This window comes from Plantactinospora sp. WMMB334, from assembly GCF_049179095.1.
Lineage (GTDB): Bacteria > Actinomycetota > Actinomycetes > Mycobacteriales > Micromonosporaceae > Plantactinospora.
The window spans coordinates 4,070,743-4,088,953 of sequence record NZ_JBMHME010000002.1; the positions used below are offsets into that span (position 1 = coordinate 4,070,743).

General features: G+C 73.4%; 17 protein-coding genes. 2 read left to right on the forward strand and 15 right to left on the reverse strand.

What is annotated here, in order from left to right; translation table 11 throughout:
* Positions 1-7 precede the first annotated feature (7 nt).
* From ACN27G_RS17410 to pyrR, 7 genes are all read right to left on the reverse strand, one after another.
* A complete protein-coding gene (locus tag ACN27G_RS17410) occupies positions 8-1,282 on the reverse strand; it encodes an adenosylmethionine--8-amino-7-oxononanoate transaminase (RefSeq protein WP_421497350.1) in 1,275 nt (424 codons plus the stop codon).
* Positions 1,283-1,344: 62 nt separating this feature from the next.
* Positions 1,345-2,343 carry a quinone-dependent dihydroorotate dehydrogenase gene (locus ACN27G_RS17415; RefSeq protein ID WP_421497351.1) on the reverse strand — a complete coding sequence of 333 codons (999 nt, stop codon included), beginning with the start codon at positions 2,341-2,343 and terminating at the stop codon, positions 1,345-1,347.
* Positions 2,344-2,441: 98 nt separating this feature from the next.
* On the reverse strand, positions 2,442-5,810 hold the full coding sequence (carB, locus tag ACN27G_RS17420) for a carbamoyl-phosphate synthase large subunit (RefSeq protein WP_421493860.1): 3,369 nt from the start codon (positions 5,808-5,810) through the stop codon (positions 2,442-2,444).
* Entirely contained in the window at positions 5,803-6,924 is a 1,122-nt protein-coding gene (gene carA, locus ACN27G_RS17425) for a glutamine-hydrolyzing carbamoyl-phosphate synthase small subunit (RefSeq protein ID WP_421493861.1), read from the reverse strand. The genes carB and carA overlap by 8 nt, the downstream gene beginning before the upstream one ends.
* Complete coding sequence (locus ACN27G_RS17430) at positions 6,921-8,228, reverse strand: dihydroorotase (RefSeq protein ID WP_421493862.1); 1,308 nt, start codon at positions 8,226-8,228, stop codon at positions 6,921-6,923. Before ACN27G_RS17430 ends, carA begins: the two co-directional genes overlap by 4 nt.
* Entirely contained in the window at positions 8,228-9,151 is a 924-nt protein-coding gene (locus ACN27G_RS17435) for an aspartate carbamoyltransferase catalytic subunit (protein ID WP_421493863.1), read from the reverse strand. The genes ACN27G_RS17430 and ACN27G_RS17435 overlap by 1 nt, the downstream gene beginning before the upstream one ends.
* On the reverse strand, positions 9,151-9,732 hold the full coding sequence (gene pyrR / locus ACN27G_RS17440; RefSeq protein ID WP_421493864.1) for a bifunctional pyr operon transcriptional regulator/uracil phosphoribosyltransferase PyrR: 582 nt from the start codon (positions 9,730-9,732) through the stop codon (positions 9,151-9,153). The genes ACN27G_RS17435 and pyrR overlap by 1 nt, the downstream gene beginning before the upstream one ends.
* Before the next feature lie 284 nt (positions 9,733-10,016).
* On the opposite strand from pyrR, the gene ACN27G_RS17445 reads away from it, so the two are divergent.
* Entirely contained in the window at positions 10,017-10,505 is a 489-nt protein-coding gene (locus ACN27G_RS17445) for a transcriptional regulator (protein WP_101366736.1), read from the forward strand.
* Positions 10,506-11,018: 513 nt separating this feature from the next.
* Here ACN27G_RS17445 and nusB read toward each other — a convergent pair.
* The 7 genes from nusB to ACN27G_RS17480 form a co-directional block, all read right to left on the reverse strand.
* Entirely contained in the window at positions 11,019-11,429 is a 411-nt protein-coding gene (nusB, locus tag ACN27G_RS17450; RefSeq protein WP_421497352.1) for a transcription antitermination factor NusB, read from the reverse strand.
* Between the two features lie 23 nt (positions 11,430-11,452).
* Positions 11,453-12,010, reverse strand: coding sequence for an elongation factor P (gene efp / locus ACN27G_RS17455; RefSeq protein WP_107262813.1), 558 nt, complete (start codon positions 12,008-12,010; stop codon positions 11,453-11,455).
* Positions 12,011-12,088: 78 nt separating this feature from the next.
* Positions 12,089-12,559: a type II 3-dehydroquinate dehydratase gene (gene aroQ / locus ACN27G_RS17460; RefSeq protein ID WP_421493865.1), complete on the reverse strand. Its 471-nt coding sequence runs from the start codon at positions 12,557-12,559 to the stop codon at positions 12,089-12,091.
* Positions 12,556-13,632 carry a 3-dehydroquinate synthase gene (gene aroB / locus ACN27G_RS17465; RefSeq protein ID WP_421493866.1) on the reverse strand — a complete coding sequence of 359 codons (1,077 nt, stop codon included), beginning with the start codon at positions 13,630-13,632 and terminating at the stop codon, positions 12,556-12,558. The genes aroQ and aroB overlap by 4 nt, the downstream gene beginning before the upstream one ends.
* A 4-nt stretch (positions 13,633-13,636) precedes the next feature.
* Positions 13,637-14,149 (reverse strand): shikimate kinase, encoded by a 513-nt coding sequence (locus tag ACN27G_RS17470; RefSeq protein WP_421493867.1) that lies wholly within the window; start codon positions 14,147-14,149, stop codon positions 13,637-13,639.
* Positions 14,149-15,327, reverse strand: coding sequence for a chorismate synthase (gene aroC, locus ACN27G_RS17475; RefSeq protein ID WP_421497353.1), 1,179 nt, complete (start codon positions 15,325-15,327; stop codon positions 14,149-14,151). Before aroC ends, ACN27G_RS17470 begins: the two co-directional genes overlap by 1 nt.
* Positions 15,328-15,424: 97 nt before the next feature.
* The gene (locus tag ACN27G_RS17480) at positions 15,425-15,952 is read right to left on the reverse strand and encodes a MarR family winged helix-turn-helix transcriptional regulator (RefSeq protein WP_421493868.1); all 528 of its coding nucleotides are present in this window, start codon (positions 15,950-15,952) and stop codon (positions 15,425-15,427) included.
* 125 nt (positions 15,953-16,077) lie between these two features.
* On the opposite strand from ACN27G_RS17480, the gene ACN27G_RS17485 reads away from it, so the two are divergent.
* Positions 16,078-17,340, forward strand: a complete 1,263-nt coding sequence (locus ACN27G_RS17485) for a multidrug effflux MFS transporter (protein WP_421493869.1) — start codon at positions 16,078-16,080, stop codon at positions 17,338-17,340.
* A gap of 36 nt (positions 17,341-17,376) precedes the next feature.
* On the opposite strand, the gene ACN27G_RS17490 is transcribed toward ACN27G_RS17485, so the two are convergent.
* On the reverse strand, positions 17,377-18,210 hold the full coding sequence (locus tag ACN27G_RS17490; RefSeq protein ID WP_421493870.1) for a shikimate dehydrogenase: 834 nt from the start codon (positions 18,208-18,210) through the stop codon (positions 17,377-17,379).
* Between the last annotated feature and the right edge of the window lies 1 nt (position 18,211).

An 18,211-nucleotide genomic window follows, 5' to 3' on the forward strand; every position in this document is an offset into this window, starting at 1 on the left:
GGGTCCGTCAGCCGGCGCGGGCGGCCGCGCCGATCGCCGTGCAGATCCGGGCGACGTCGGCCTCGCTGGTCACGTACGGCGGCATCGTGTAGATCAGGTCCCGGAACGGGCGCAGCCAGACCCCGTGCGCGGCGGCGGCCCCGGTCGCGGCCGCCACGTCGACCCCGTGGTCGAGCTGCACCACCCCGATCGCGCCGAGCACCCGGACGTCGACCACCCCGGCCGCGCCCCGCAGCGGCCCCAGGCCGGCCGAGAGCCCCGTGGAGATCCTCGCCACCTCCGCCGCCCAGTTTCCGGCCCGCAGCAGCCCGATGGAGGCGTTTGCGACCGCACAGGAAACCGGATTCCCCATGAAGGTCGGGCCGTGCGCCAGCACACCGGTCGCGGAGATACCCTCGGCGATCTCCGGGGTGCAGATCGTAGCGGCCAGGCTCAGGTAACCGCCGGTGAGCGCCTTGCCGAGGCACATCACGTCCGGGGTCACCCCGGCGTGCTCCGCCGCGAAGAGCGCGCCGGTCCGGCCGAAGCCGGTGGCGATCTCGTCGAAGACGAGCACGAGATCGAGCTCGGTGGCGAGCTCGCGGAGCAGCCGCAGGTAGTGCGGATTGTGGAAACGCATCCCGCCGGCGCCCTGCACCACCGGCTCCACGATCACCGCGGCGAGTTCACCCGCGTGCCGGTGCAGCGCGTCGGCGAGCGCGGTCGCGTACCCGGGGTCGACCGGGGCGTCGACGCCGGGCGGGGGCGGGCCGGCGAAGAGCTGCCGGGGCAGCACCCCGGTCCAGAGCGAGTGCATCCCGCCGTCCGGGTCGCAGACGCTCATCGGATGGAAGGTGTCGCCGTGGTAGCCGCCCCGCCAGGTGGCCAGCCGGTGCCGCTCCGGGTGGCCCCGGCCGCGCTGGTACTGCAGCGCCATCTTCACCGCCACCTCGACCGAGACCGAGCCGGAGTCGCAGAGGAAGACGTGCTCCAGGCCGGGCGGGGTGATCTCGACCAGGGTGCCGGCCAGCCGGACGGCGGGCTCGTGGGTGAGGCCGCCGAACATCACGTGGCTCATCCGGCCGAGCTGGTCGGTGACGGCGGCGTCCAGCACCGGATGCCGGTAGCCGTGGATCGCCGCCCACCACGACGACATGCCGTCGACGAGTTCCCGGCCGTCGGCCAGGCGCAGCCGCACCCCCTCGGCACTCTCCACCACGTACGGGTCGGTACGCGCCGGCATCGGCGCGTACGGGTGCCAGACGTGCGCCCGGTCGGCCGCGACGACCTGCTCCGGGGTCATCGACCGCCCCGGCACCACCGGCCGGCTCCTCCGGCCCGGGACGCCCGGCGGCCGCCCCGGGGTCACGGCCGGGTCGCCCGGGCCACCGCGCGGACCAGCCCCGGACCGCCGTAGACGAAACCGGTGTAGAGCTGCACCAGGCTCGCCCCGGCGTCGAACAGGGCGGTGGCGTCGGCCGGGTCGAGGATGCCGCCCACCCCGACCACCGGCAGGGCGCCACCGGTCTCGCGGTGCACGAAGGCGACCACCGCGCGGGCCCGCGCGGTCAGTGGCCGCCCGGAGAGCCCGCCCGCCTCGCCGGCCCGGTGCCGGTCGGCCGGGGCGATCCCGTCCCGGCCCAGCGTGGTGTTGGTGGCGATCACCCCGGCGGCACCCCGGTCCAGGCAGACCTGGAGCAGCTCGGCGATGGCCGGCTCGGTCAGGTCCGGGGCGATCTTGACCAGGATCGGCTTCTCCCCCACCAGGGCGGTCAGCAGCCCGTCCAGGTGCGCCCGGTCCTGCAGCGAGCGCAGGCCGGGCGTGTTCGGCGAGGAGACGTTGACCGCGAAGTAGTCCCCGTACGGCGCCAGCGCGCGATAGGAGGCCAGATAGTCGGCGACCGCGTCGTCCAGCGCGGTCACCCTGGACTTGCCGAGCGAGATGCCGAGCGGCACACCCAGCGGCCGGCGCAACCCGGCCAGCCGCCGGGCCAGCGCCTCGGCGCCGGAGTTGTTGAAGCCCATCCGGTTGATCACCGCCGCGCTGCCCGGCAGCCGGAAGAGCCTCGGCCGGGGGTTGCCGGGCTGCGGGTGCGCGGTGACCGTGCCGACCTCGACGAAGCCGAAGCCCAGCGCCGGCCAGGCGGGCAGCGCCACCCCGTCCTTGTCCATCCCGGCGGCCAGCCCGACCGGGTTGGGAAAGTCGAGCCCGAAGACGCGGCGCGGGGCGGAAACGGCGTACCGGGCGCGCAGCAGGGCCAGCGCGGCCGGGCTGCGGGAGAGCCCGGCGAGCCGGCGCAGCGTCCACTCGTGTGCGGTCTCGGCGTCACCGCCGCCGAGCCGGAACAGCGCCGGCCGGACCATCCGCGCGAAGGGACCGCCGTCCGGCCGGCCGGACGCCGCCCGCCCGGCGCCGGCAGCCGCCGCGCCGTCGTCCGGCCCGGTGGTCTCCGTCGGCACGCTCACTCGCCGGCCCGCAGCGCCGCGTGCAGCTCCTGCAACGGCCGGACCGCCATGTCGCCCCGGATCAGCGCCTCGATCCCCATCACCGCCGCCGCCGCGCCCGGCACGGTGGTGATGCACGGGATGTCCGCGCCGACCGCCGCGCTGCGGATCTCGTACCCGTCGGACCGGGCGCTCGCCCCCGAACCCTGCGGGGTGTTGATCACCAGGGCGACCTCGCCGGCCGCGATCAGCGACACCGCGTCCGGCGAGTCGGCGCCCTCCTCGTAGTGCTTGCGGATCAGCGTGCAGGAGATGCCGTGCCGGCGCAGCACCTCGCCGGTGCCGGTGGTGGCGACGATCTCGAAGCCGAGGTCGGCGAGGCGCTTGACCGGGAAGATCATGCCGCGCTTGTCCCGGTTGGCCACGGAGACGAAGATCCTGCCCCGGACCGGCAGCGAGCCGTACGCCGCCGCCTGCGACTTGGCGAAGGCGTGCCCGAAGGCGGTGTCGATGCCCATCACCTCGCCGGTGGACTTCATCTCCGGCCCGAGCAGCGAGTCGATGCCCATGCCGGCCGGGGTGCGGAACCGCTTGAACGGCAGCACCGCCTCCTTCACCGCGACCGGGGCGTCGGGCGGCAGCGCCGCGCCGTCACCGGCCGGCGGGAGCAGCCGCTCGGCGCGCAGCTCGGCGATGGTGGAACCGAGCATGATCCGGGCCGCCGCCTTGGCCAGCGGCACCGCGGTCGCCTTGGAGACGAACGGCACCGTCCGGGAGGCCCGGGGGTTCGCCTCCAGCACGTAGAGGACGTCGTCCTTGAGCGCGTACTGCACGTTGAGCAGGCCGCGCACCCCGATCCCCCGGGCGATCTGCACGGTGTAGCGGCGTACCGCCTCCAGGTGCGAGCTGGCCAGGGTGATCGGCGGCAGCGCGCAGGACGAGTCGCCGGAGTGGATGCCGGCCTCCTCGATGTGCTCCATCACCCCGCCGACGTAGACCTCGCCGTCGGCGTCGCAGAGCGCGTCCACGTCGATCTCGATCGCGTCGTCGAGGAAGCGGTCGACCAGCACCGGATGGTCCGGCGAGATGTCGGTGGCCCGGGCGATGTAGCCGCGCAGCGTCTCGTCGTCGTAGACGATCTCCATGCCACGCCCGCCGAGCACGTACGACGGCCGGACCAGCACCGGATAGCCGATCTCGGCGGCGATGCCCTGTGCCTCACCGAAGGAGGTGGCGGTGCCGTGCGCCGGGGAGCGCAGCCCGGCCCGGTCCAGCAGCGCGCCGAACGCACCCCGCTCCTCGGCCAGGTGGATCGACTCCGGGCTGGTGCCGACGATCGGCACACCGGCGTCCTTGAGCCGCTGCGCCAGGCCGAGCGGGGTCTGCCCGCCGAGCTGCACGATCACCCCGACCACGCCCGGCCCGCCGGCCGCCTTACCCGAGCTGTCCTCGGCGTGCCAGACCTCCAGCACGTCCTCGAAGGTCAGCGGCTCGAAGTAGAGCCGGTCGGCGGTGTCGTAGTCGGTGGAGACGGTCTCCGGGTTGCAGTTGACCATCACCGTCTCGTAGCCGGCGCCTTCGGCGCCGGAACCGGAGGCAGCGGCTGGACCCAGCGGCGCGCTGCGCAGCGCCTGTACGGCGTGCACGCAGGAGTAGTCGAACTCGATGCCCTGGCCGATCCGGTTCGGTCCGGAGCCGAGGATCAGCACCTTCGGCCGGTCCGAGCCGGTCACCTCGGACTCCTCGTCGTAGCTGCTGTAGTGGTACGGCGTACCGGCGGCGAACTCGGCGGCGCAGGTGTCGACGGTCTTGTAGACCGGGCGTACCCCGAGCCGGTGCCGGAGCGTCCGCACCCCGTCCTCGCCGGCCAGCTCCGGGCGGAGCGCGGCGAGCTGCCGGTCGGAGATCCCGGCCCGCTTGGCCCGGCGCAGCAGCTCCTCGTCGAGTACGGCCGCACCCGCGATCTCGACCCGCAGCTCGACCAGCCCGGCGATCTGGTCCAGGAACCACGGGTCGATCCCGCCGGACGCCTCCGACACCTGGGCCACCGAGGCGCCGAGCCGCAGCGCCCGCTCGACGCTGTAGAGCCGGCCGTCGTGCGGGACACGCAGCGCGGCGAGAGTGCCCTCCAGCGTGGCGCCCGCCGGATCCGGCACGGTCCAGAAGCCGCCCGCCCTCGTCTCCATCGAGCGCATCGCCTTGTTCAGCGCCTCGGGGAAGTTCCGGCCCAGGCTCATCGCCTCGCCGACCGACTTCATCGTGGTGGTGAGTTCCCTGTCGGCGGCCGGGAACTTCTCGAAGGCGAACCGGGGGATCTTCACCACCACGTAGTCGAGGGTCGGCTCGAAGGCGGCCGGCGTCTTCAGGGTGATGTCGTTGGGGATCTCGTCCAGGGTGTAGCCGATGGCGAGCTTCGCGGCGATCTTGGCGATCGGGAAGCCGGTCGCCTTGGAGGCCAGCGCCGAGGAGCGGGAGACCCGGGGGTTCATCTCGATCACGACCAGCCGGCCGTCGCGGGGGTTGACCGCGAACTGGATGTTGCAGCCCCCGGTCTCCACCCCGACCTCGCGGAGCACCGCGATGCCGAGGTCGCGCAGCCGCTGGTACTCCCGGTCGGTCAGGGTCATCGCCGGTGCGACGGTGACGCTGTCCCCGGTGTGCACACCCATCGGGTCGACGTTCTCGATCGAGCAGACCACCACGACGTTGTCGTGCCGGTCCCGCATCAGTTCGAGCTCGTACTCCTTCCAGCCGAGCACGCTCTCCTCGATCAGCACCTCGTGCACCGGGCTGGCCGAAAGCCCCGCCCCGGCGATCCGCTCCAGTTCCTCGTCGGTGTGCGCCATCCCGGAGCCGAGCCCGCCCATCGTGAACGACGGCCGGATCACCACCGGCAGGCCGAGCTCGGCGACGGTGGCCCGGACCTCGTCCATGGAGTGGCAGACCCGGCTGCGCGGGGTCTCGCCGCCGGCCCTGGCGACGATCTCCTTGAAGAGCTGCCGGTCCTCGCCGCGCCGGATCGGGTCGATGTCGGCGCCGATCAGCTCGACGCCGTACTTGGCGAGCACGCCTGACTCGTGCAGCGCCACCGCGGTGTTCAGCGCGGTCTGGCCGCCGAGGGTCGGGAGCAGGGCGTCCGGCCGCTCTTTGGCGATGACCAGCTCGACGAACTCCGGGGTGATCGGCTCGACGTAGGTGGCGTCGGCGAACTCCGGGTCGGTCATGATGGTCGCCGGGTTGGAGTTGACCAGGCTGACCCGCAGCCCCTCGGCGCGCAGCACCCGGCATGCCTGGGTGCCGGAGTAGTCGAACTCGCAGGCCTGCCCGATCACGATCGGCCCCGAGCCGATCACCAGTACGTGCTTGAGGTCTGTCCGCCTAGGCATGCTTGCCGCCTTCGATGAGTTCGGCGAAGCGGTCGAAGAGGTAGTCCGCGTCGTGCGGGCCGGCCGCCGCCTCCGGGTGGTACTGCACGGTGAACGCCGGTACGTCCCTGGCCCGCAGCCCCTCGACCACCTTGTCGTTGAGGCAGACGTGGCTCACCTCGACCCCGCCGAAGTCGGTGTCGATCACCTGGTTGAGCGGCGCGTCGACCGCGAAGCCGTGGTTGTGGCTGGTCACCTCGACCTTGCCGGTGGCCTGGTCCAGCACCGGCTGGTTGATGCCGCGATGGCCGTACCCCAGCTTGTAGGTGCCGAAGCCGAGCGCCCGGCCGAGGATCTGGCTGCCGAAGCAGATCCCGAAGAGGGGGAGCTGCCGGCGCATCACCTCGCGGGCCAGCCCGGCCGGATGGTCGGCGGTGGCCGGGTCACCCGGGCCGGGCGAGAAGAAGACCGCGTCGGCGCCGGTGGCGAGCAGGTCGTCGATGGTGGAGGAGGCCGGCAGCACGTGCGTGGTGACGCCGCGCGCGGCGAGCCGGCGCGGCACGTTCCGCTTGATCCCCAGGTCGAGCGCGGCGACGGTGAACCGGTGCTCCCCCTCGGCCCGCACCACGTAGGGCTGTGCGGTGGTCACCTCGGCGGAGAGGTCCGCCCCCTCCATCCTCGGTGCCTCCCGCACCCGGGCCAGCAGCTCCTGCGGGTCGTCGGTGAGGCTGGAGACGCCGACCCGCATCGCGCCGCGCTCCCGCAGGTGCCGGGTGAGCGCCCGGGTGTCGACCCCGGCGATCCCGACCACGCCCTCGGTGGCGAGCCGGTCCTCCAGGCCACCGGTGGCCCGCCAGTTCGAGCCGATCCGGGCCGGGTCCCGGACGACGTACCCGGCGACCCAGATCCGGCCCGACTCGTCGTCCTCGGTGTTCACCCCGGTGTTGCCGATGTGCGGCGCGGTCTGCACCACCACCTGGCGGTGGTACGACGGGTCGGTCAGCGTCTCCTGGTAGCCGGTCATCCCGGTGTTGAAGACGGCCTCGCCGAAGGTCTCCCCCACGCTGCCGTACGCCTCGCCCCGGAACGTCCGGCCGTCCTCGAGCACCAGGATCGCGGGTCGTCTCCGGTTCACTTCACGGCCTTTCCGTCCAGCACCGTCGGCTCGCCGCGCAGGAAGGTCGCGACGATCCGGCCCGGCAGGGTGAGCCCGGCGTACGGGGTGTTGCGGCTGTGGCTGGCCAGCTCGCCCGGCTCGATGGTGCGGCGGGCCGCCGGATCCACCAGGGTCAGGTTCGCCGGCACCCCGGGTGCCGGGTTCCGCCCGTGCTCGGCCAGCCCGGCGATCCGGGCCGGTGTCCGGGACATCCGCTCGGCGATCAGGTCCCACCGTTCGCCGAGTACGGCGAGGAGCACCGGGAGCGCCGTCTCCAGCCCGAGCATGCCCGGCCGGGCATAGCCCCATTCGCACTCCTTGTCCTCCAGCGCGTGCGGGGCGTGGTCGGTGGCGACGATGTCGATGGTCCCCTCGACCAGCGCGTCGCGCAGCGCGGCGACGTCGGCGCCGGTCCGCAGCGGCGGGTTGACCTTGAACACCGGGTCGTAGCTCGCCGCGCGTTCGTCGGTGAGCAGCAGGTGGTGCGGGGTGACCTCGGCGGTGACCCGCACCCCGCGCGCCTTGGCGTGCCGGAGCACCTCGACGCTGCCGGCGGTGGAGAGGTGGCAGACGTGCAGCCGGCTCCCGACGTGCTCGGCCAGGAGCACGTCCCGAGCGATGATCGCCTCCTCGGCGACCGCCGGCCAACCGGTCAGGCCGAGCCTCGTGGAGACCTCGCCCTCGTGCATCTGGGCACCCTCGGTCAGCCGGGGCTCCTCGGCGTGCTGGGCGATCACCCCGTCGAACGCCTTCACATACTCCAGGGCCCGGCGCATCAGCCGGGGGTCGGCCACGCAGTGCCCGTCGTCGGAGAAGATTCGCACCCGCGCCGCGGACTCGGCCATCGCACCCAGCTCGGCCAGGTGCTCGCCGGCGAGCCCGACGGTGACGGCGCCGATCGGCTGCACGTCGACCAGCCCGGCCTCCCGGCCGAGCCGCCAGACCTGCTCGACCACGCCGGCCGTGTCGGCGACCGGCGAGGTGTTGGCCATCGCGCAGACGGCGGTGTAGCCGCCCAGCGCGGCGGCCCGCGAGCCGGATTCCACGGTCTCGGCGTCCTCCCGGCCAGGCTCCCTCAGGTGGGTGTGCAGGTCGACCAGGCCGGGCAGCGCGACCAGCCCGTCGGCGTCGACCACCCGGGCGCCCCGGGCGTCCAGGCCGGGGCCGGCCTCGACCACCACGCCGTCCGAGATCAGCAGGTCGGTCGGGTCGCCGCCGAGCACCCGGGCGCCCCGGATCAGGTACCCGGGGCCGGTGTCACCTCCGGCGGTGGCGTCGGTCATCAGTTCATTCCCCCCAACAGCAGGTACAGGACGGCCATCCGGACGGAGACGCCGTTGGCGACCTGTTCGACGATCGTGGAGCGGGGCGAGTCGGCCACCTCGGGCGCGATCTCCATCCCGCGGTTCATCGGACCCGGGTGCATCACGATGGCGTGGTCGGGCAGCCGGGCCATCCGGGGCCCGTCCAGCCCGTAGCGCCGCGCGTACTCCCGGGCGGACGGGAAGTAGGAGTCGGCCATCCGCTCGCGCTGCACCCGGAGCATCATCACCACGTCCGAGGTGGGCAGCACCGCGTCGAGGTCGTAGGAGACCTCGGTGCCCGGCGCCAGCGCCGCGCCGATGTCGACCGGGATCAGCGTCGGCGGGCCGACCAGGGTCACCTTGGCGCCCAGGGTGGCCAGCAGCAGCACGTTGGAGCGGGCGACCCGGCTGTGCAGCACGTCGCCGACGACCGCGACCGAGAGCCCGGCGATCCGGCCGAGCCGGGACCGCATCGTGTACGCGTCGAGCAGCGCCTGGGTCGGATGCTCGTGGGTGCCGTCCCCGGCGTTGAGCACGGAGCCGTCGACCCAGTTCGCCAGCCGGTGCGGCGCACCGGAGGCGGGGTGCCGGATCACCACGGCGTCGGCACCCATCGCCTGCAGCGTCAGTGCGGTGTCCTTGAGGCTTTCGCCCTTGGAGACGCTGGAGCCCTTGGCCGAGAAGTTGATCACATCGGCGGAGAGCCGCTTGGCGGCCGCCTCGAAGGAGATGCGGGTCCGGGTGGAGTCCTCGTAGAAGAGGTTCACCACCGTCCGGCCGCGCAGCGCGGGCAGCTTCTTGACCTCGCGGCCGGCCACGGTCGCCATCTCGGCGGCGGTGTCCAGGATCAGCGTGGCGGTGGGCGCGTCCAGGTCGGCCCCGGAAAGCAGGTGCCTGATCACTACGCCGCCCCTCCGATCAGCCTGACCTCGTCGGTGCCGTCAGTCTCGGCGAGGGTCACCTTGACGCTCTCGGCGAGGGCCGTCGGGATGTTCTTCCCCACGTAGTCGGCCCGGATCGGCAGCTCCCGGTGGCCGCGGTCGACAAGCACGGCGAGCTGGACCGAGCTCGGCCGGCCGAGGTCCTTGAGGGCGTCCAGCGCGGCCCGGACGGTCCGGCCGGAGAAGAGGACGTCGTCGACCAGGATCACCCGCCTGCCGTCGATCCCCTCCGGCGGCACCTGGGTCGGTCCGATCGCCCGGACCGCCTGGCGCCGGAGATCGTCGCGGTAGAGAGTGATATCGAGCACACCCACCGGTACGGCGATGCCCTCGAAGGCGTTGATCCGGGCGGCCAGCCGGCGGGCCAGCGGGGCACCCCGGGTGGGGATGCCGAGCAGCACGGTGCCGGCCGCGCCCTGGGTCTTCTCCAGGATCTGGTGTGCGATCCGGTCCACCACCCGGGCCAGTTCGGCACTGGTCAGGATGACCTTCACGGACGGTGGTGGGGCCGGCTGCGGCTGAGCAGCCTGCGGGTACGCCACGGCGGACCCCCTTCCCCGCCTCACGGGACGGGTCGTTAAAGGACGTCGGATTCCGGCGCTGGGCAGCAGCGGCCCGGGCCGGGGCGTTAGCCACGTTACCACTGGCCACATGGCAGACCCCGACGGGCCACTGACCCCGGAATCAGGCGAGCCGAAACCGCCCGGTCGGACACGATCTTTGTAATAGGTAGGTAACTAGCACTTGACCACGTGTCGCAATCCCCGTACCGTCACGCTCCGTAGCGATCGCTGGGGAGATCCCCGACCAGCACTGGGAGTGCCGAATGCCCTCTGAATACGCCAAGTCGTTGGGCGCGCGCCTGCGCTCTATCCGTCAGCAGCAGGGGTTGTCCCTGCAGGGGGTGGAGGAGAAGTCAAACGGGCGGTGGAAAGCCGTCGTCGTCGGCTCGTACGAGCGGGGCGACCGGGCGGTGACGGTCTCGCGTCTCGCCGAGCTCGCGGACTTCTACCGGGTGCCCGTCTCGGAGCTGCTGCCCGACGGCAGTGGTGTCCGTCACGAGCCGACGAACAAGATCGTGCTCGACCTGGAGCGGCTGTACGACGAGGCCTCCGAGGACCTCGCCTACGTCGCCCGCTATGCCCGAGCCATCCAGCAGCAGCGGGGTGACTACAACGGGCGGGTGCTGTCGATTCGCGCGGACGACCTTCGGGCGCTCGCGATCGTCTACGACTCCTCCCCCTCCGGGCTGATCGAGCGGCTCACCGAACACGGCGTACTCGTCGCCGATCCCCGGGCGCTCTTCGCGTCCTGATCCGCCCGACTCGCGGGGTCCGGGCCCACCCCGGCACCGGCCCCGCGAGACGTTCGTTTCGCCGTCCCCGGCCCGCCATCTCTGCGCACGGATGGATGGCGGCGACACGTCTCCGCACGACGCTGTCGAGCTGCCCCGGATGTGCGCCCACCGAGCACGGCCGGCGCACGCTCCGCACAGTCGGTCGAGAGCTTCGCGGGACGTTCGGTCGGCCCCAGGTCAGGGCGACGACCTACCCCGGCGGTCGCGCCAGGGGCCGCCCGCAACCGGGAAACCCGCACGCACCACCGGGAAACCCCACTTGCCACCGGGGAACCCGCACGCACCACCGGGGAACCCCCGGGTGCACAGACGGGGCAGCTCGACAGCGTCGCGCAGAGACGTCAGCCGCAACCGGGGAACCCGCACGCACCACCGGGGAACCCCCGGGTGCACAGACGGGGCAGCTCGACAGTGCCGCGCAGAGACGTCAGCCGGCGCGAGACCCGGCGACGACGCCGGGCTCCGCCGCGATCAACGGGTGGCGTACTCGGCGATCCGGCCCAGGATGCCGTTGAGGAACCGGGGAGAGTCGTCGGTCGACATCTGCCGGGCCAGCTCCACCGCCTCGCTGATCGCCACCGCGTCGTCGATCTCGTCGACGTGCAGCAGCTCGTAGATGGCGATCCGGGCGAGGTTGCGGTCGACCACCGGCATCCGGTCCAGGGTCCAGCCCTCGGCGTAGCTCGCGATCAGCTCGTCGATCCGGGCCTGGTGCTCGGCCACACCCTCGATCAGGCCGACGGCGTAGCCGAGATGGTCCGGACGCGGCTGCGCCAGCCGCTCGATGTAGCCGGCCAGCACCTCGGGAACGGGCCGGGCCCGCATGTCGGCCTCGTAGAGGACGTCCAGGGCCCGCTTACGCGCCTTGCGGCGGGCCGGCATCTGCTGTTTTGGGCCCTCCGCCATCAGGCTCGGCCGAGATAGCGGCCGTCGCGGGTGTCGACCTTGATCTTTTCGCCGGTGGTGATGAAGAGCGGCACCTGGACGGTGGCACCGGTCTCGACCGTCGCCGGCTTGTTGCCGCCGGTGGAGCGGTCACCCTGCAGGCCGGGCTCGGTGTAGGTGATCTCCAGCACGACGCTGGTGGGCAGCTCGACGTAGAGCGGGACGCCCTCGTGGGTGGCGACGATCGCCTCCGCCTCGGGGAGCAGGTAGTTGGCCGCCTCGCCGACCGTGCCACCGGGCACCGGGATCTGGTCGTACGTCTCCAGGTCCATGAAGACGTAGTCCTCGCCGTCGGCGTAGAGGTACTGCATGGTGCGCTTGTCGACGGTGGCCGTGTCGACCTTGGTCCCCGCGTTGAACGTCTTGTCGACGACCTTGCCGGACAACACGTTCTTCAGCGTGGTGCGCACGAAGGCGCCGCCCTTGCCGGGCTTGACGTGCTGGAACTCGACGACGGCCCAGAGCTCGCCGTCGAGGTTGAGAACCAGCCCGTTCTTCAGGTCGTTGGTGGTGGCCATTTCCTGCCTTGATCGTCAATGCGGGCGGGGGGACCCGGCAAGTCTACTAGGGGAGCAAAATCGATCTTGACCAGCGGGTCAGCCCCCGGCGGCCCGGTCCGGGTCAGCCCCGGCGGCCCGGTCCCGCAGCGCGGCCAGATGGAGCAGGGCCAGCCGGTAGCCGTGCACGCCGAGGCCGCAGATCACCCCGGTCGCCACCGCCGAGACCACGGAGTGGTGCCGGAACTCCTCCCGGGCGTGGATGTTGGAGATGTGCACCTCGACCAGGGGGCCGCGCAGCATCGCGCAGGCGTCCCGGACCGCGATGGAGTAGTGCGACCAGGCGGCGGGGTTGAGCACCACCCCCGCCTCCTCGTCGGCCGCCTCGTGCAGCCAGCCGATCAGCTCCGCCTCGGCGTCGGTCTGCCGCACCTGCACGTCCAGCCCCAGTTCCCGGCCGGTCGCCCGGCAGCTCTCGACCAGGTCGGCATAGCTGCTGACGCCGTACACCTCGGGCTGCCGGACGCCGAGCCGGCCGAGGTTCGGCCCGTTGAGGACCCAGACCCTCATGCCGCCACCTCGGCGTACGCCTCGTGCAGCAGGTCGTCGTCCGGCCCGTCCAGGATCCCGGTCTCGCCCAGCCCGTCCAGCACCACGAACCGCAGCCGGTTGCCCCGGGCCTTCTTGTCGACCCGCATCGTGGCCAGCAGTTCGCCCCAGGCGTCCGACCGGTACGTCGTCGGCAGCCCGAGCGCGGTCAGCACGTCGCGGTGCCGGGCCGCCGTGGGCCCGTCGAGCCGGCCGGCCCGTCGGGCGAGCGCGGCGGCGTAGACCAGGCCGACGGAGATCGCGTGCCCGTGCCGCCAGCGGTAGCCCTCGACCTTCTCGATGGCGTGCCCGAGGGTGTGCCCGTAGTTGAGGATCTCCCGCTGGCCCGCCTCGCGCAGGTCGCCCGCGACCACCTCCGCCTTCACCCGGATCGCCCGCTCGATCAGCTCCCGGACCACCGGGCCGGCCGGCGCCAGCGCCGCCGCCGGGTCGGACTCGATCAGGTCGAGGATGGCCGGGTCGGCGATGAAGCCGCACTTCACCACCTCGGCGAGCCCGGCGGCCAGGTCGACCGCCGGCAGCGAGTCGAGCATCGCCAGGTCGCAGAGGACCCCCACCGGCGGATGGAACGCACCCACCAGGTTCTTGCCGGCGGCGGTGTTGACGCCGGTCTTGCCGCCCACCGCCGCGTCGACCATGCCGAGCAGCGAGGTCGCCACCGGCACCCAGCGGACCCCGCGCAACCAGCAGGCGGCGACGAACCCGGCCAGGTCGGTCACCGCACCGCCGCCGACCCCCACCACCGCGTCGGTACGGGTGAAGCCCGCCGCACCCAGCCGCGCCCAGCAACCGGCCGCGACCTCGATGTCCTTGCCGGCCTCGGCGTCCGGCACCGGCACGGTCAGCGGGCTGGTGCCGGCGGCCCGCAGCCGCTCGGCCAACTCGTCGGCGTGCGGCTTGAGCGGCGGGGCGTGCAGCACGGCGACGCGCTCGGCGCCGGCCAGCAGCGGTGGCAGCGCGGCCAGCAGGTCCCGGCCGACGAGGACGTCGTAGGGCCGGTCGCCACCGACCGGGATGCGGCTCAGCTCGTCCATCGGGCTAGTCACCGTCACCCGCGAGCCAGGCCAGGATCTCCTCGGCCACCTGCTCCGGGGTCCGCCCGTCGGTGGTTACGGTCCAGGTGGCCACCGCGGCGTAGAGCGGGCGCCGCTGGTCGAGCAGGTGCTTGAGGGTGGCCCGGGGATTGATCGCCAGCAGCGGCCGGCCCGCCCCGAGACCGACCCGCCGGGCCGCGTCCGCCAACTCCACCGAGAGGTGGACGACCCGGTGCCCGGCGAGCGCGGCCCGGGTCTCCTCGGCCAGGATCGCACCGCCGCCGAGCGCGAGCACCCCGTCGAAGGAGGCCAGCGCCGCCGCCACCGCCGCCCGCTCCAGGGTACGGAAGTGCTCCTCGCCGTCGTCGACGAAGATCTCCGGGATCGGCTTGCCGGCCGTCGCCTCGACGTCGCTGTCGGTGTCCCGGAAGTCGACCCCGAGCGCCTTGGCGACAAGCGTGCCGGTGCTGGTCTTGCCGGCGCCCATCGCACCGACCAGCACGCAGACCGGCGCCATCAGTGGATCACCAGGTTGTCGAGGTAACCGGCGAGGTTCCGGCGGACCTCGGCAACCGAGTCGCCACCGAACTTCTCCAGGGCCGCCTCGGCGAGCACCAGCCCGACCATGGTTTCGGCGACGATCGCGGCGGCCGGTACCGCGCAGACGTCGGAGCGCTGGTTGATCGCGGTCGCCGGCCCACCGGTCGCGACGTCCACCGTGGAGAGCGCCCGGTTGAGCGAGGAGATCGGCTTCATCGCGGCCCGGACCCGCAGCGGCTCGCCGGTGGTGATCCCGCCCTCCAGGCCACCGGCCCGGTCGGTGACCCGGCGCACCCCGGTGGCGGTGGGGACGATCTCGTCGTGCGCCACCGAGCCCCGGGAGCGGGCCTGTTGCCAGGCGTCGCCGATCTCCACGCCCTTGATCGCCTGGATGGAGACCAGCGCCGCGGCGAGTCGGGCGTCGAGCTTGCGGTCCCACTGCACGTGACTGCCGAGCCCTGGCGGTACGCCGTAGGCGAGCACCTCGACGATGCCACCGAGCGTGTCGGCGTCGGCCTTGGCGGCGTCCACCTCGGCGACCATCCGGGCGCTCGCCTCCGGGTCGAGGCAGCGCAGCGGGTCGGCGTCGATCCGCTCGGCGTCCTCGGGCCGGGGCTGGAGCCCGGGCTTGGCGGCGACCGAACCAAGCTCCACCACGTGCGAGACGATCTCGATGCCGAACGCCTGCCGGAGCAGGGCCCGGGCGACCGTGCCGACCGCGACCCGGGCCGCGGTCTCCCGCGCGCTGGCGCGTTCCAGGATCGGCCGGGCGTCGGTGTGGCCGTATTTCTGCATGCCGGCCAGGTCGGCGTGGCCGGGCCGGGGCCGGGTCAGCGGAGCGTTGCGGGCCTGGGCGGCCAGCAGCTCCGGATCGACCGGGTCGGCGGCCATCACCGTGCGCCACTTCGGCCACTCGGAGTTGCCCACCCGGATCGCGACCGGGCTGCCCAGGGTCACGCCGTGCCGGAGACCGCCGACGATCTCCACCTCGTCCTGCTCGAAGGACATCCGCGCACCCCGGCCGTAGCCGAGCCGGCGGCGGCCCAACTGGCGGACGATCTCCTCGCTGGTCACCTCGACCCCGGCCGGCAGGCCTTCGAGCACCGCAACCAGGGCGGGGCCATGGGACTCTCCCGCCGTCAACCAGCGCAACACGGTCAACCCTCTCCTCGTCGTGGCCGGGCCGGCCGGCCGCCGGTCAAGTCTGGCACGGGCGGGGTGAGCCGCCGCGCACCTCCCGCACCGTCCCGCTCTACGGACGGGCGGAGTCCGGCACGGCGGCCCCCCGGTCGGCGCGTACCTGCTCAGGGCGCTCCTGCTCCGTACGCTCCTGCTCGGCTAGCAGGTCGGCCAGCCGGTGCAGTTGGGCGGCGGCGCGCACGATGTCGCGCCGGGCCGGTTCGTCGAGCCGGTCGAGCGCGTCGAGCAGCAGGTTGCGGCGGTGTGCGACGTACTCGCCGATCCGCAGGTGCGCGGCGGGCGTCAGGCTGAGCCGGACGATCCGCCGGTTCTGCGGGTCCCGGCTGCGCTCCAGCAGCCCGGCCCCGGCCAGCTCCCCGACGAGCGTGCTGACCGTGTTGGCGGCGGTACGCAGCCGCTCCGCCGTCTCCTTGACGCAGATCCCCGGAGAGCGTTCGACCAGCCGCAGCACCTCGACCTGGGCGTCGGGCAGCGGTGGGCGACCGGTCCGCCGGCTGGTCGCCCGGCGCAGCACCCGGTGCAGGTCGGCCACGGCACTGCCGAGTGCCTCCGCCGCGCCGGCCGTCGCGTCCTCGGTCATCGCTCCTCCGCCTCCCCGTCGCTGCCACCGGATCGGGTCCGTCGGCCGGCGTCGGCTACTTCACATCGCAATAGCTCTGCCAACAGAGCTAAGGTGTCGGTCTATCCACAGACTAGGGGGACGCAGTGGGCGGACGGGGTTCCGCGACACCGCCGGGCCGGAGCACGGAGGCCGGCCAGTTGCTGTTGCTCGGCACCCTCACCGCGCTCGGTCCACTGTCGCTGGACATGTACCTCCCGGCGTTCCCCGAGATGACAAGCGGCCTCGACACCACCCCGGCGCAGGTGCAGCTCTCCCTCACCACCTTCCTGTTCGGCCTCGCCCTCGGCCAGTTCGTCGCCGGGCCGCTCAGCGACCGCTGGGGTCGTCGCCGTCCGGTGCTGGTCGGCGTGACCGCGTACACCGTGGTCAGCCTGCTCTGCGCGTTCGCACCCTCGGTCGAGGCGCTCTCCGCGCTCCGGCTGCTCCAGGGAGTGGCGAGCGGTACGGGAGTCGTGGTGGCCCGGGCCATCGTCCGGGACCGCTACTCCGGCGTGGCGGCGGCCAAGTACTTCTCCCGGCTCATCCTGATCTTCGGAGTCGCCCCGGCCGCCGCACCGGCGCTGGGCATGCTGGTGCTGCGGTTCGGCTCCTGGCGGGTCGTCTTCGTCGCCCTGGCCGCGATCGGCCTCCTCCTGCTGGCCGCGGTCGGTTGGCGGCTGCCGGAGACGCTGCCGCCGCAGCGCCGCAGCACCGGCGGACTGCCGGGCACGCTCCGGGCGATGCGGCTGCTGCTCACCGACCGGATCTACCTCGGATACGTACTCACCCAGGGCCTCGCCTTCGCCGGGCTGATCGCGTACATCTCCGGGTCGTCGTTCGTGATCCAGGAGGTCTTCGCGCTCTCCGCCGGCTGGTTCACCCTGATCTTCGGGCTGAACGCCGCCGGGATGACCGCGCTCGGCCAGCTCAACGCCCGGCTGCTGGACCGCGCCAGCCCGCGCCGGCTGCTCGGCACCGCCCTGCTCGCCGGCCTGCTGACCGCCGCCGCCCTGCTCGCCGGGGCCGCCACGACCAACCTGCCGACCATGCTGGTCGCGCTCTTCCTCTTCGTCTCCGGCCTCGGCATGGTCCTGCCGAACGGGCTGGCCCTGGCCCTCGACCGGCACCCCGGGCACGCCGGCAGCGCCGCCGCCCTGCTCGGCGCCCTCCAGTTGGCGATCGCGGCCGCCGTGGCGCCGCTGGCCAATCTCGGCCCGGACGGCAGCGCGGTGCCGATGGCCCTGGTGATGCTCGGCAGCACCGCGCTCTCCGCGCTGGTGGTCGTCAGCATCGCGCGGGAGCGCGGCGCCACCGCCGACGCCCCCGACTCCGCGCCGGAGCACACGGCGTTCCCGGCGGCGCGCTGACCACCGGGCCGAAGCCGATCGCCGACCGCCGGCCGTTCAGCCGCTGGCGCGGGCGGCCACGAGGGCGGCCCGCATCTCCCGCACCGGTGCCGGCACGCCGGTGAACTGTGTGAACTGCCCGACCGCCTGGGCCAGCAGCAGGTCGAGCCCGGAGACGATCCGGCAACCCGCCGCCGCCGCTGCCTCGGCGAGCGGGGTCGGCCACGGGTCGTAGACGACGTCGAAGAAGACCGTCTCCGGTCGCCAGGACCGGGCCGCCGCCGCGAAGCCGTCGGCGGCGCCCTTCGGCACGGTCGAGACGACCAGGTCCGCGCCCTCCGGCGCGTCCGGGACCGCCCAGTCGACGATCTCGAACCGCAGGCCGAGCGTGCCGGCCAGCCGGGCCAGCTCCGCACCGGCGGCGCGGCGGCGCACCCGGCAGGCGACCCGGCGCACGCCGAGCCGGGCGGCGGCGGCGAGTGCGGCCCGGGCGGTGCCGCCGGCACCGAGCAGCAGCACCTCGGCACCGGCCGGCACACCGGCCTCGACCAGCACGTCGACCATCCCCGGCACGTCGGTGTTGTCGGCGGCCCAGGAACCGTCGGGTCGGCGTACCAGCGTGTTGGCGGCACCGGTCGCGGCGGCGACCGGCGAGACCTCACCTGCCACCGCGAGTGCCGCCTCCTTCAACGGCATGGTCAGGGAGAGCCCCGCCCACTCGGGGCCGAGAGCGGCCACCAGATCCGGCAGCTCGACCTCGGCACACTCGATCGCCGTGTACGACCACCCCGTCAACCCCGCCGCCGCGTAACCGGCGTTGTGGATCACCGGGGAGAGCGAGTGCGCGATCGGCTTGCCCAGCACCGCAGCCCGGCGACGCACCGTCACCACG

Bases quoted from the DNA above. Each gene is read 5' to 3' on its own strand.
- ACN27G_RS17430 (WP_421493862.1), bottom strand. From the start codon at position 8,228: ATGACCGACGCCACCGCCGGAGGTGACACCGGCCCCGGGTACCTGATC.
- ACN27G_RS17415 (WP_421497351.1), bottom strand. From the start codon at position 2,343: ATGGTCCGGCCGGCGCTGTTCCGGCTCGGCGGCGGTGACGCCGAGACC.
- ACN27G_RS17470 (WP_421493867.1), bottom strand. From the start codon at position 14,149: ATGGCGCCGGTCTGCGTGCTGGTCGGTGCGATGGGCGCCGGCAAGACC.
- ACN27G_RS17445 (WP_101366736.1), top strand. From the start codon at position 10,017: ATGCCCTCTGAATACGCCAAGTCGTTGGGCGCGCGCCTGCGCTCTATC.
- aroB (WP_421493866.1), bottom strand. From the start codon at position 13,632: ATGGACGAGCTGAGCCGCATCCCGGTCGGTGGCGACCGGCCCTACGAC.
- ACN27G_RS17480 (WP_421493868.1), bottom strand. From the start codon at position 15,952: ATGACCGAGGACGCGACGGCCGGCGCGGCGGAGGCACTCGGCAGTGCC.
- ACN27G_RS17410 (WP_421497350.1), bottom strand. From the start codon at position 1,282: ATGACCCCGGAGCAGGTCGTCGCGGCCGACCGGGCGCACGTCTGGCAC.
- efp (WP_107262813.1), bottom strand. From the start codon at position 12,010: ATGGCCACCACCAACGACCTGAAGAACGGGCTGGTTCTCAACCTCGAC.
- nusB (WP_421497352.1), bottom strand. From the start codon at position 11,429: ATGCCGGCCCGCCGCAAGGCGCGTAAGCGGGCCCTGGACGTCCTCTAC.
- carB (WP_421493860.1), bottom strand. From the start codon at position 5,810: ATGCCTAGGCGGACAGACCTCAAGCACGTACTGGTGATCGGCTCGGGG.
- aroQ (WP_421493865.1), bottom strand. From the start codon at position 12,559: ATGAGGGTCTGGGTCCTCAACGGGCCGAACCTCGGCCGGCTCGGCGTC.